Annotated in this window: 9 protein-coding genes; 8 read left to right on the top strand and 1 reads right to left on the bottom strand. The window is 66.4% G+C overall.

Annotation, left to right across the window (positions count from 1 at the left end):
• The first annotated feature begins 662 nt into the window (after positions 1-662).
• The 7 genes from MH112_RS02115 to MH112_RS02145 are packed head-to-tail and all read left to right on the top strand — an operon-like array spanning position 663 to position 9,717.
• Positions 663-1,043, top strand: a complete 381-nt coding sequence (locus MH112_RS02115) for a hypothetical protein (RefSeq protein ID WP_296563177.1) — start codon at positions 663-665, stop codon at positions 1,041-1,043.
• A gap of 60 nt (positions 1,044-1,103) precedes the next feature.
• A complete protein-coding gene (locus MH112_RS02120; RefSeq protein ID WP_296563179.1) occupies positions 1,104-2,339 on the top strand; it encodes a TolC family protein in 1,236 nt (411 codons plus the stop codon).
• Positions 2,336-2,566, top strand: coding sequence for a hypothetical protein (locus tag MH112_RS02125; protein ID WP_296563181.1), 231 nt, complete (start codon positions 2,336-2,338; stop codon positions 2,564-2,566). The genes MH112_RS02120 and MH112_RS02125 overlap by 4 nt, the downstream gene beginning before the upstream one ends.
• A gap of 14 nt (positions 2,567-2,580) precedes the next feature.
• A complete protein-coding gene (locus MH112_RS02130; protein WP_296563183.1) occupies positions 2,581-4,086 on the top strand; it encodes an efflux RND transporter periplasmic adaptor subunit in 1,506 nt (501 codons plus the stop codon).
• A 12-nt stretch (positions 4,087-4,098) separates the two neighbouring features.
• Positions 4,099-7,251: an efflux RND transporter permease subunit gene (locus MH112_RS02135; RefSeq protein WP_296563185.1), complete on the top strand. Its 3,153-nt coding sequence runs from the start codon at positions 4,099-4,101 to the stop codon at positions 7,249-7,251.
• Positions 7,252-7,286: 35 nt separating this feature from the next.
• Positions 7,287-8,354 carry an acyltransferase gene (locus MH112_RS02140; RefSeq protein WP_296563187.1) on the top strand — a complete coding sequence of 356 codons (1,068 nt, stop codon included), beginning with the start codon at positions 7,287-7,289 and terminating at the stop codon, positions 8,352-8,354.
• A 25-nt stretch (positions 8,355-8,379) separates the two neighbouring features.
• The gene (locus MH112_RS02145; protein ID WP_296563189.1) at positions 8,380-9,717 is read left to right on the top strand and encodes an MFS transporter; all 1,338 of its coding nucleotides are present in this window, start codon (positions 8,380-8,382) and stop codon (positions 9,715-9,717) included.
• A 64-nt stretch (positions 9,718-9,781) separates the two neighbouring features.
• On the opposite strand, the gene MH112_RS02150 is transcribed toward MH112_RS02145, so the two are convergent.
• Positions 9,782-12,583, bottom strand: a complete 2,802-nt coding sequence (locus MH112_RS02150) for a PAS domain S-box protein (protein WP_296563191.1) — start codon at positions 12,581-12,583, stop codon at positions 9,782-9,784.
• A gap of 400 nt (positions 12,584-12,983) precedes the next feature.
• Here MH112_RS02150 and MH112_RS02155 point away from each other — a divergent pair, with 400 nt between their 5' ends.
• Positions 12,984-13,250 (top strand): hypothetical protein, encoded by a 267-nt coding sequence (locus tag MH112_RS02155; RefSeq protein ID WP_296563193.1) that lies wholly within the window; start codon positions 12,984-12,986, stop codon positions 13,248-13,250.
• The last annotated feature ends 190 nt before the right edge of the window (positions 13,251-13,440 follow it).

Genomic DNA, 13,440 nt, shown 5'->3' on the forward strand with positions numbered 1-13,440 from the left:
GCCGGAGTGGCGGCGGGAGGGCGCTCTCAGATCGCTTTTGCATGCCCAGGCTGTGCCAATCTTCTCCGACGGTAGCGGAAGCCTCTACGGGTTGGATTTGTCTTCAGAACGTCAAACCCCAGCGGTCTACTTCTTTGACCACGAAGACCTCTTTGAGAGACCCCGCTGGGCGGCAGGATCATCAATCGGACGCTTCCTGCTGCTGCTCGCCCAGCACGATCAGGCCATCAGCGAGAATCGTTCCGCCGGTTGGGAGCTGTCCATCGATCCTGACCTCGACAAGTGCCCAAGAGCGCCGCCGATCTGGCTCGCAGGCTAACCTGAGACCACGGTCGCTAAACCCCCGCTGGTGGGCCCGGCAGGACTCGAATCTAAGGCATTTTCCACTTTTGATTCGGCTACTTAGTCACCATCACTTATCCACATACCTACTCCGCTACCCACAGGCCCCTCAGGGCGTGCTCCCCGCGGTGGGATCCCAGGCGAGAAAGCGGAACGTGTCGAAGAGTGACCACTTCGCAGCACAACCGGCGCCGCTTGAAGACCCCTGCGGCTCGGACGTTCCGCCGAACATGGCCGTTGGTCTCTCCCCTGCCCTTTCGGGACGTCAGGTCGTTGAGCGACCGATTGCGAGCCTGGCTGCGTCGCAGTACAAGTCTCGCGTGTCCAAGCTCCGCCATCATCTGGCCCGCCTTGTTGGCGTGATGCTCGTGATGTTCGCCATCGCCACCCCGGCCCTGGCGGTGGACGCTCACTCGGTCTCGCACTGGGTTTCGCCACTGAGCGTCGGCGATCATCATCACCATGATGATGAGACCGGCGCCGTGGTCGCCTCGCACGGCCATCATAACGAAGCGCCGGACGAGGACCGCTCCAGCCACGACCATGGCCCCGTCACCAGCCTCGCCTGTGTGGCGCCGGCTCTGATGGCCGAACACGGCTTGGCCGATTTCGGCTTGCAGTCGACCGTTCGCGCCGAGACGGATCGCACCCCGCGCGGCCTGTCGCCGCCCCCAGACGGTCGCCCGCCCCGCCTCGTTTGATCGCCTTTGGCCGGCGCGCGCCTGCGTGTCGGCTTCATGTCGTTCAAGCGGAGCCACCTCATGCCCTCCTCGCGCCTTCGCCCGCTCCTTTGTGGGTCAAGCGTCCTCGTCTTCCTGCTTCTCGCGGCGCAGCCGCTCGCCCAGGCGCAGCCGGCGAATGCTCGCATTGATGAGGCCGAAGCGATCGCCCGCGCCCTGGGCGATCCGGACTATCTGACCACCAGCGAGGCGGCTCGCGCGGCCGCCAGCGCCCGGGCCGAGACGATCGGCGTGCTGGACAACCCTTCCGTCTCGGTCACCCGCAGCCGGTTAAGCGGCGCCCTCGATGAGGAGGAGGAGTGGCAGGCGCAGATCGTGCAACCCATCGACATCTCGGGACGCCGCAACGCCTTGAGGGCCGCGGCCAAGGCCGAGTCCTTTGCTGTGATCGCCGAGACCAGCCGGGGGCTGGAAGAACGCAAGGCGGCGGCCCGCCGGGCCTATGCGCAATGCGCCGTCGCCGAAGAGATCGCCGGGGTCCATACGACCTTCGTCAACGAGCTTCAGAGCGCCCTGCGCATCGTCGGTGAACGGGTCGAGGCCGGTGACACCGCGGCCTATGACCTCCGGCGCGTTCGGGTCGAATTGAGCGCCGCAGAGGCGCAGGCCGGTCTCGCCATTGGTGAGCAGGCGGCGACCTGTATTGCGCTGGCTGAGATCACCGGGCTGGAGGGCGCCAGGAGCGCCGGCCCCTTGAGGCCTCCGCCCCTCTCATCACCGACCGATGGCGCCCGGCGACTGGACCTCGAGGCGACGGAGCGCCGGCTTGAGGCGGCCCGCTCCATGGCCAGGGCCGCGGCCCGCGCACGCCTCCCGGAGCTGGAGGTAGGCATCGGCTACCGGCGCGTCGAAACCCCCTTTGGATCCTCTGATGGCCCGGCCGTCACCATCGGCGCGACCGTTCCCCTCTTCAATTCGGGTGGGGCCGCCAGCCGGGAGGCTCAAGCCCTGGCGCGCCTGGCCGCGGCCGACGCTGCTCTGGCGCGCCGCGCCGTGGCTGCAGAAACCTCCACCGCCCGGGCCCGCGCCGTCGCCGCCACGGAGGCCGCGAGCGCCGCTGCGCGTACGGCCGCAGACGCCGGGCGTCTCAGCGAAATCGCAGAGGTCGCCTATGCCGCAGGCGAAATCGGGGTGGCCGAACTGATCGACGCCTATCGCGCCGCCCACGACGCAAAGACTTCAACCCTCGAGCTGACGGAGCGCGCCGTCCTGGCCGCCATCGAACTCGATCTCGCCCAAGGAGGACCTACCCCATGATCATTCGCACCACTCTGCCCGCGATCCTGCTGGCGGGACTGCTCGCCGCCTGCTCGCCAGCCAGCGAGACAGCGACCGAAGCGGCCACTGACGCCGCTGAGGCGGCCCCGGCGGCGGCCGAGACGGCCGCGCCGGTCCATGAGGACGACGATGTCGCCGAGCCGGTCGAGAGCGCCGAAGAGCACGGCCACGAACATGACGGCGAAGACGCCGATCACCCGCACTGAAGGACAGACCAATCATGAAGGCGATGCTTCCCGCCGCACTGGCGGCGCTCATCCTGCTCTCCGCCTGTTCTGACCGCGGCGCGCCCGCGGCTGAAGGGCACGCGGCGGGAGGCGTCACCGTCACCGACTATGCGGAGACGACGGAACTCTTCGTGGAGTACCGCCCCCTGGTGCTCGACCGGCGACGCCGGTTCGATGCGCACCTTAGCCGCCTGTCCGACTATCGGGCCGTGAGCGATGGCGAGCTGTTCGTCGAACTGACCTGGCCAGACGGCAAGGTCGACCAGGGCTCCGCCAAGGTGTCCGACACCCCGGGCATCTTCCGCCCCCTGCTCACCTCGACACGGTCCGGAGAGGCGCGCCTTCGCCTGCGCCATGTGGGCCCGGGTGGCGAAAGCGTTCACGACCTCGGGACGGTGACAGTGCACGCCACCAGCGAGGCCGGCGCAGCGGCTGCGCCAGAGCATGTGGAGAACCCCGACCATATCGCCTTCCCGAAAGAGGCGCAGTGGCGCGTCCCCTTCGCCACGCGCCCCGTGGTCGAGGGGCTACTCGCCCAGACCGTGCCGGTCATGATCGACGTGCGGCTCGCGCCCGACGCAGAGGCTGTGGTGACCGCGCCCGTGTCCGGCGTCATCCGCACCGGCGCGACGGTCCCCATGGTCGGCGCAGCCGTACGGAGCGGCCAGCAGCTCGCTAGCATCAGCGCCCGGCTGGGCGAGGGTCAGGATGTCGCGGCCCTGGATTTAGGCATCGCCGAAGCCCGCATCACCCTTGAAGCCGCCCGACGCGAGGCGGCGCGCATGCAGCGGCTCGTCGCCGCCGAGGCCGCGCCATCACGGCGGCTGGACGAAGCGCGGACCGCAGAGCAACTGGCCTCGGCCCAACTGGCCGCCGCCCAGAACCGCCGCAGCGCCCTGGCCGGCGGCGGCCCGGCCGTACCACTCACCTCACCCATCTCAGGGCGTATCCTGGCCTCCGCACTCGTGCGCGGCGCGCCGGTCGCGGCCGGTGACGAGCTGATGCGGATCGGTGATCCGACACGCCTGTGGCTTGTGGCCCAGGTTCCTGAGGCCCAGGCCGTCGGCCTTGGCCCTGCCTTCGGGCTGGACGTCATCGTCAACGGCGAACGCCTGGATCTCGGCGACCTGCGGCGGGTGAGCGACGCCAGCATGATTGACCCCAGGACGCGCACCGCCGAGGTGGTCTTCGCCTATGACGGCGATCAGCTTCGCCCCGGCCAGCGGGTCCAAGGACGTCTGGCCAGGGGCCAGGGGGCCTCCGCCCTCAGCGTGCCTGCGGAAGCCATCATCAACGAGGGTGGCCAGGACGTCGTTTATGTCCAGGTCTCCGGCGAGGCTTTTGAACGCCGCATGGTGACCCGCGGCCGGGCCAGCGGGGATCGCATCGCCGTCACAGGTGATCTCCGCCCCGGCGAACGGGTGGTCACCCAGGGCGCCGCCACCGTCCGCGCCGCCGCCGCCACGCCCGACGCCTTTGGCCATGGCCATGCACACTAAGGACTCCCCTCGATGATCGAGCGCCTTGTCGCCTGGGCCCTGGCCAACCGGCTGACGATCTACGCCCTCTCCATGCTGCTGACGATCGGCGGCATTGGGGTGGCCAGCCGCATGCCCGTCGATGTTCTGCCGGATCTGACCGCACCCTCGGTGCAGGTGGTGGTGGACGCCGGCGGCTACACCCCCACTGAGGTGGAGCAGTTGGTCACCATTCCCCTGGAGACCACCTTGAACGGCGCGCCAGGCTTGAGGCGCATTCGCTCAAACTCCACCACGGGTCTGGCCGTGGTCACCCTGGAGTTCGGCTGGACGACAGATGCCGCCGAGGCCAGGCGCGTGGTCTCCGAGCGCCTGGGGGCTGCAGCGGGGGCGCTGCCCGACGACCTGCCGCCGCCGGTGATGGCGCCAGCCTCCTCGGTGATGGGCGAGATCATGTTCGTCGCCCTGCGCTCAGACACCCATTCGCCAATGGAGCTGAAGAGCGTCGCGGACTGGACGGTCCGCCGCCGCCTGCTGGCCGTTCCGGGCGTCGCCGAGGTGATGACCATCGGCGGCGACGAGCGGCAGGTCCAATTGCTGGTCGATCCCGGGCGGATGAGCGCCCGCGGCGTGGGCATGAACGATGTCATCTCCGCGATGGAGCAGGCCAGCGCCACCCGCTCGGCTGGCGTCGTGGTGGAGAATGGCCAGGAACTGCTGGTGGAGGGGGTCGGGCGCGCCGAGACGCCTGAGGCCTTCGGAGAGGTCATTGTCGGGGAGCAGGGCGGCGTTCCCGTCCTTGCCCGCGACATCGGCGATCTCAGGGTCGGTGAAGGCCTCAAACGCGGCACAGGGTCGTTCAACGCCCAGCCGGCGGTGATCTTCGCCATTCAAAAGCAGCCCAACGCCAACACCCTGGATCTGACCGAGCAGCTCGACCTGGTGTTCGCCGACGTTCAGCGCACCCTGCCCGCCGGCATGACTCTGGAGACGCAGGTCTTCCGTCAGGCCGACTTCATCGATCGGGCCATCGACAATGTGGTGCGCGCCCTGATCGAGGGCCTGGTCCTCGTCTCGATCATCGTCCTGATCTTCCTGGCCTCCTGGCGGGCGACCCTGGTCACCCTGGCGGCCATCCCCGTCTCCGTGGTCAGCGCGCTGATCGCCGTCAGTCTGGTGGGCGGCACCATCAACACCATGACGCTCGGGGGCATCGCCATCGCCCTGGGGGTCCTGGTGGACGACGCCATCATCGTGGTCGAGAACATCGTCCGTCGCCTCAGGCTGGCCGAGGCCAGCCCCGAGGCGACGCGGCCCTCCGTCGTCCAGGTGGTCGCCTCCGCCACCGCTGAGGTGCAGGGCTCCATCGTGTTTGCGACCCTCATCATCCTGCTGGTCTTCCTGCCGCTGTTCGGGCTGACGGGGATCGAGGGGCGGCTGCTCCAGCCACTGGCCCTGGCCTATGGCGTGGCGCTTCTCGCCAGCCTGGCTGTGGCGCTCACCCTGACGCCTGTGCTTGGCCGGGATGTGCTCAAGCGCGGTGACCGGGCGCTGGGCCAGGAGCCGCGATGGGTGCTCGGTCTGAAGGCGCGCTATGTCCGGCTGCTGAGCGGCCTGTTGCCAAGATGGCGGGCCTTGAGCGCCCTGTCCCTCGCCCTGGTTCTGGCTGCGGGCGTGGGCCTCTTCGTTTCCGGCCGCGCCTTCCTGCCGGAGTTCAACGAGGGCAGCCTGACGGTCAACGTGACCACCTTGCCCGGAACCTCCCTGGAAGCCTCTGACCGGGCCGCGGCCCAGGTGGAGGCGGTCATGCTGGCCCAGCCCGAAATCGCCACCACCGCGCGACGGACCGGGCGCGCGCCCGGCGACCCGCACGCCCAGGAAGTCTTCGCCTCAGAGATCGAAGCCGCCCTGCGCCCCGGCGGTCGACCGCGGGAGGAGCTGCTTGACGCCCTCCGCGCCGAGGTGGGGCAGATCCCCGGCGTCCAGGCCATCTATGGCCAGCCCATTTCCCACCGGATCGACCACCTGTTGTCCGGGGCGCGGGCCAACATCGCCATCAAGGTGTTCGCCGCGGACAGCCAGACCCTGGCCCGCCTTGCGCGGGACGTACAGTCGCGGGTGGAGGCGGTCCCAGGTGCCGTGGATGTCCAGACCGACACCCAGAGCCAGGTTCCCTATCTGAGGCTGCGTTTCCGCCGCGCCGATCTGGCCCTGGCCGGGCTCTCGGTCGAGGAGGCCACAGAGGCGGTGAGCGCCGCCATCGGCGGCGTGGTCGTCGGGACGCTCATCGAACGGCCGGTCCTGACCGACGTGGTGGTCCGCTACGATCCAGCGCAGTTCGAAGCCGGCGCGGACCTGGAGTCCATGCTGCTCTCCACCCATGACGGTCGGCTGATCAGCCTCGCCGCCGTGGCCGACGTGGTCCGCGACCAGGGCCCCAACGCCATCTCCCGCGAAAGCGTCGAGCGGGTCCAGCTGGTGCTGGCCAATGTCTCGGGTCGCGATCTCGGCGCCGTGGTCGATGACATTCGGACCGCCCTTGATCCCATGGACCTCCCCGAAGGCGCGCGGATCGAGCTTGGCGGCCAGTTCGAAAGCGCCGCATCGGCCACCCGCACCCTGCTCGGCCTCGGCGCGGTGGTGCTGATCGGCATGTTTCTGCTGCTACGGCAGGCCTTCGCATCGACCCGCGATGCGGCCATCGTCATGCTGAACCTGCCGCTGGCCTTGGTGGGCGGCGTGGTCGGCCTATGGCTGATGGGGGGCGTCCTGTCGGTGGCGACCATCATCGGCTTCATCACCCTGTTCGGCATCGCCACCCGAAACGGGGTCATGCTGATCAGCCATGTGAAACACCTGCGCGAGGTCGAAGACGTCGCAGACCTCGAAACCGCCGTCCGTCGCGCCGCCGAAGAGCGACTCGTGCCGATCCTGATGACCGCCATCTCGGCGGGCCTGGCCCTCGTGCCCCTGGCCCTGGCCATGGGCCGGCCCGGGAGCGAGATCCAGGCGCCTATGGCCATCGTCATTCTCTGCGGACTGGCGACCTCGACGGCCCTGAACATGTTGGTCCTGCCCGCGGTCTATCTGCGCGCGGCTGGTGGAGGCGGCCGCGTCGTAACCCAATCCAACCAACATGGACTTAGTGGCGCGACAGCCGCGCCCAACGAGTTGGGCAAGTCATGACGGCGCCCGTTCCGACGACCGGTGAAGTACAGACAATGCCCGCCCTGACCGCGGCCCGGTTTTTCCTGGCGATGGGCGTTGTCCTCTTTCACCTTCAGCTCATGTGGTCATGGCCAACCCTGGAACACACAAGCCTTATTGAGCGAGCCCGACTTGGCGTTGACGCCTTCTTCATATTGTCAGGGTTCGTCCTCGCTCACGTATATGATCGACAGTTCGATACTCGATCCTTCAGCTACCAACGCTTCATTGTGGCGCGTCTTGCACGCATCTACCCCGCGCATCTCGCGGTTCTGGCCGTGATGGGTCTTGTCGCTATTGCAGCATGGATATTGGGCGAGCGGCTCGATCCCGAACGCTACAGCGCGTTAGGTTTCCTCGAAACGGCGCTGATGGTGCACGCTTGGCGCCCCCACAGCGCCGCAGTGGAATGGAACGGCCCGTCCTGGTCTTTGTCGGCTGAGTGGGCAGCATATCTCGCGTTTCCAGTCATAATGCTTGTCCTTCGGCGCCGGCCCGCCCTTCTGCTGTTCTTTGCGGCCCTGTCTTACCTTGTGATCGATGCCGGCTACAGGAGATGGTTTCACCAGCCGCTGCTGCATGCCGAATTTAACCTTGGCGTTCTGCGAATTATTCCGAGTTTCCTGGCAGGGATCGCGCTTAGGCGACTGACCGTTGATTTCGACTGGCCACCGACGCGGGCCCGACTTGCAACCTTCGGCATGACAGTCCTTCTGCTCTGGTGCATGCACACTGGCGCGGCGGAGCCCGTCGTGGTGGCCACTGCGGGCGCGTGGATCGTCTCACTCGCGGCGTCGCCGGGCACGATAGGTATAGTGGGAGGTCGCTCTGCCGTTTTTCTCGGAGAGGCGTCCTATGCCATCTATCTGGTGCATCTCCCCGCCATCGTTGTGTGGAAAAATGCACGCGCGATCCTTGCCGGTGGCGATAGTAGCTACGTGCTTCCCGGCTGGGAGGTCTTCATGCTGGTATCCCTGATCCTGATCGCAGGTGTCGCTCTTCACGTTGTCATCGAGCGTCCCGCCCGCCGGTGGATCAGAAACACTTGGACAACACCTCGTCGCCTCGCAGAGCACGGCTGAGCCCACAGGATAATCGTTTTACGCTATGCTTGAGGTACTGACTAACAGCACCTACCGCCATCTCTTCGCCGCCCAGGTGATCGCCCTGCTGGGCACGGGGCTGGCGACCGTGGCGCTGGGGCTCCTGGCCTACGATCTGGCCGGCGCCAATGCGGGCGCGGTGCTGGGCGGCGCCCTGGCCATCAAGATGATCGCCTATATCGGCGTCGGCCCGGTGGTGAACGCCTTCATCGACCAGATCCCCCGCCGGACCCTGCTGGTGGCTATGGATGTGGTCAGAGCGGTCGTGGCGCTCAGCCTGCCGTTCGTCGATCAGGTCTGGCAGGTCTATGTGCTGATCTTCCTGCTGCAGTCGGCCTCGGCGGCCTTCACCCCGACCTTCCAGGCGGCGATCCCCGATGTTCTACCTGATGAGCAGAAGTACACCCGCGCGCTGTCCCTCTCGCGTCTGGCCTATGACCTGGAGAGCCTGGTCAGCCCGATGCTGGCCGCCGCCCTGCTGTCCCTGATCTCGTTTCACTGGCTGTTCGCCGGGACGGTGGTGGGCTTCCTGGCCTCAGCGGCCCTGGTGTTGTCGGTGACCATCCCCCAACCGCCGCGGAAGCCACGGACAGGCGGGGTCTATGTCCGGACGACGCTCGGCTCCCGGATATACCTCAAGACCCCCCGTCTGCGGGGCCTGCTGGCCTTCAACCTGACCGCCGCAGCGGCCGGCGCCATGGTGATCGTCAATACCGTCGTGCTGGTCCGCACCGGCCTTGGCCGCTCCAACGACGACGTCGCCCTGGCCCTGGCGGCGTTTGGCGGCGGATCGATGGTCGCAGCCTTCGCCCTGCCGCGTCTGCTCGACCGGCTGTCGGACCGCCCGGTGATGCTGGGGGGCTCAGCCCTCCTGGTGGGCGGGCTCGGCATTGCAGCCCTGCTGATGATTGGCGGCGCAGGGCTGTCGTGGCCAGTTCTCCTGGGCCTCTGGGCGATGCTGGGGCTTGGCTATTCCGCGGTCCTGACGCCGGGCGGACGCCTGTTGCGGCGCTCGGCTGCCCCAGAGGATCGCAGCGCCGTCTTCGCCGCCCAGTTCGCCCTCTCCCACGCCGGCTGGCTCATCACCTATTCGGTGGCAGGCGCCGTTGGCGCCGCGCTTGGCATGGGCTGGACCTTCGCCATCCTGGGTGTGATCGCCGCAGGCGGGGTGGCGATCGCGATCGCCCTGTGGCCCGCGGAGGATCCGGAGACGCTCCCCCACTCTCATCCCGACCTGCCGCCCAGCCACGCGCACCTGACGAGGCACGGCGGAGCAACCAGTCACCAGCACGCCTATTTGATCGATGATTTACATCAGAGGTGGCCCGATAAAATCCGTTGAGACGCGCAGATCTAATTGAGCCGAATTTCCTTGTAACCGCGCCCTTCGGCTTCTCCTCAGCGAACTAACGAACGAGCGCCTCGGCCACCTGGACGAAGAGGCTGCTGCCGTCCAACGGCTTGCGAACGACTCCATCGAAGCCGCGCACCGCCTGCTCGCCGACAACCTGCAGATCATAGTCGGCGGTGAACGCCAGGATCGTGACCTGGCGGTTGGGGCCCTCGTTCTGTCGGATCCGAAGTGTGGCGTCCGGCCCGTCGCACCGGGGCATGCGCATGTCCATGAGTATGAGATCAAACGGTTCAGCTGCAGCCAGCTCTACGGCCTGCAGGCCATCCTCGGCTTCGGTGATCACGACCCCGAAGGGACTCAGCAACGCCTTGACGAGCTCGCGGTTCACGCGGTTGTCGTCAACCACGAGCAGACGGCTGCCCCGAAGCGCATAGTCGGCGAGTGGCGTATCCTCGACGAGATCGGGCGCCTCACATGCTGGAGCAAAGACTGTGAACCAGAATGTGGACCCCTCGCCTGGGGTGCTCCGGACACCGACCTCGCCGCCCATCGCGACCGCCAAGCCCCGCGAGATCGCCAGCCCTAGACCTGTTCCTTCGTGCTTGCGGGTCGAAGTGCCGTCGACCTGCGAAAATCGTTGAAAGAGCTTAGCCTGCTCTGCAGCATCCATTCCAGGTCCACTGTCCTGGATCTCGACCCTGAGTAACCCGGTCGCCGGCTCTCGAAAGGCGGATACCCTGACTGAACCAGTCTCGGTGAACTTCACTGCGTTGCCGATGAAGTTCAGAAGGATTTGACGCAGCCGGTCAGGGTCCAGGTCCACCCAAGCGATCTCGTCATCGCAGGCAAGATCAAGGGCGATCCCCTTCGCTTCGGCCTGGGGGCTGAACAATGAAAGGGCTTCGTATAGGCATTCATCAAGAGCCGTCGGCCGGCGCCGGATCGACATCTCGCCGGCTTCAAGCTTTGAGAAGTCGAGCACATCGTTGACGATGGCCATCAGCGCCTGTCCAGCGGCGGAGATCCGGCCGACACTGTGACGCGCGTCCGGTTTGAGGTCGTTGTCGGCGGCCAAGAGGGATGTGAAGCCCAGGATCGCCGTCAAAGGTGTGCGAATTTCGTGGCTCATATTGGCCATGAAGTCAGCCTTGATCCGAGCAGCGGCGGCGGCCTCGTCACGAGCTGCGCGCAGATCATCTTCCAGGCGGCGTTGATCTGAGACGTCGCGGACAACGTCCTGAAAACCTGAAAGGGTCCCGTCACTGTCGAACACCGCCTTGGGGTGGCCGGCCAGCCAGACCATCTGGCCATCCTTGCGGTAGGCCCGATACTCAAACTCAAAGCTCTCAGCAGATTGATCGCTGGCCAGGTGATTGGAGTAGGCGGCCAGTGCGGCCTTGTAGTCATCAGGATGCATCACAGCATTGGTCGATTTCCCAATGAGCTCTTCCGGCTCATACCCCAACAGATTCCAGACTGCTGGGGACAGGTAAGTGAACCGAGCATGCTGGTCGAAGCAGGCGATCAGATCAGAAGCATTGTCAGCCAGTAGCCTGTAGCGCGCCTCGCTCTCGGTGAGGGCCTCTTGAACTTGTTGCTGCTCGGTGATGTCGCGCATGACCATGACCACCTCTGCAACAGCCCCTTCGGCGCTACGGATAACGGTGGAACTGCTCTCAAATCGCGCCCACGCGCCTTCGGCTGTTCGGAAACGGAAATTTATGCGTCCGTCATTGGCCTCCACCTCGCCCCTGAGCCGGGCGGCTTCAGAGGCGCGAAGGGCGCCCAAATCCTCGGGATGGACGAAGTCAAGGGCGGCCTTTCCTTGAAGGGTCTCCGGATCATAGCCATAGCGAGAGACGTTCGGTGACGCCCAGGTAACGCCGCGCGTGGGCTCCACGCGGAGGATCAAATCTGCCGCATTCTCCGTCAGAAATTGAAGTCGCGCTTCGTTTCTCCGCAGCGCCTCATCGGTCGTGACGACATCCGTCACATCCATGAAAAGGCCATCAAGGCCGATGATCTCACCGGAGTCATCGAACCGTGGCTCGCCGTGCGCCTTCACATGTCGCACCTCACCGTCAGTCCTGATCAGTCGCGCCTGAAAGACGTAGCTCTCGCCAGCCTCGATTGCGTGCTGAACTACGGCCTCCACCCTTGCACGATCGTCCTGATGGTAGCACCCGAGCGCCTGTTCATAGGGTGGCGACCCCGCCGCGGGATCGAGGCCATGGATGGCATAGACTGCAGGTGACCAGGTCGTATTGTTGGTCTGCAGATCCAAAGACCAATGCCCGACTCCGGCTAGCGTCTCGACCTGAGCCAGCATACGCTCGCGCTCGGCCCGTTCGGCGTCGATCCGGAGAAAGCTGGAGATGTCGTGCCGCATCGAAATGGCCGCCATGACAGCCTCGGCCATGGTGGCCAATTGCTGTTGGCGCTCCTCGTCGAAGGACGTGCGCGGCTCATAGCCAATTATGCAGAGCGTCCCCAAGCGCGCACCGCTGGCATGCCTGAGGGGAGCCCCCGCGTAAAAGCGGATGCCAAGAGCGCCGGCAACCAATGGATTGTTGCAGAATCGAGGATCGGCTGTCGCGTCCAGCACCACCATCACCCCTTCCTGGCGGATGGCGTAGTCGCAGAAGGCCACATCACGACCGGTTTCCGTCGCATCAAGCCCGACGCGCGACTTGAACCACTGGCGGTCGGCGTCCACCAGCGAAACAACGGCCGTCGGCACCCCGAATGTCATCGCAGCCAGCCGGGTGATGTGATCGAAGATCGCCTCAGGGGGCGTATCCAGAACGCCCATCGCCCGGAGCACCGCTAGGCGCTGTGATTCTACTTCGCGCACGTTCCGGTCATCCAATGAGGCAGCGATTTCGGCAGCGGAGCACTATCGACCTTGCTGGGCCGTTAACCGCCCCCCTACCAACCTGAGCGAAGGACATTGCGTCGCTGGCCCGCGGCCGCGCCGGCCAGGGCGTCCTCGCCTTCTTGCGGTGATCACAACATCTCGTAGGGGCGACAGCATCCATGCCCATGCCGCCGTCGCGTCCTGATCATCCACGAGATGGCGGCATGGCGGCGGCGACACAGAGGTGAAATTCGATGACTTCTCCCAGCCCTAGGCTCATACTCGGCCCATCATGCGGCCCCTGTTGGTTACATTGGCCCTCATAGGCCTGATGCTCAGTCCGGCTGCAGCCTCGGCTGCGGCGATGCGCTGCGTGCACGAGCATGGCGACATAGCCATGGTGATGGACGCTGGCGCAGCGGTTGCGGAAGTGGCCGACGCTGCTCATGCGTGCTGCGATGAGAACCTGCAGTCATCCGAACATGATCGCGGCGCCTGCGCCCAGGACTGCATTGCAATGGGCGGAATCAGCGTCGCCCTCTCGAGCGCGCCGGGGCTCGCGATCTTGCGTCTCGACCGCGCCACGCTTGTTCCGCGGACCGATGACAGTATCCGTCCGTTTGCGCCGCCCGGCTTGAAGCGCCCCCCTAAAGCCATCGCCTGACCAGCAGACGCTGAGGCCCAGCACATCTGCTCGCCTGTCGTCGCCTGACGACACGCCGCTGGTGGCTGAAGCTCCTTGCGACGTCGCCCTCCTCCCATGCCCCGCCAACTCAGCAGTCCTGCGGGCCTGCCGAACCACGGCTGGCGTCGGTCCCGTAGCCGGGTCTCCGGCCGCGAGGCCCTATGCGCCG

This window comes from Phenylobacterium sp., assembly GCF_022402485.1.
Taxonomy (GTDB): Bacteria; Pseudomonadota; Alphaproteobacteria; order Caulobacterales; family Caulobacteraceae; genus Phenylobacterium.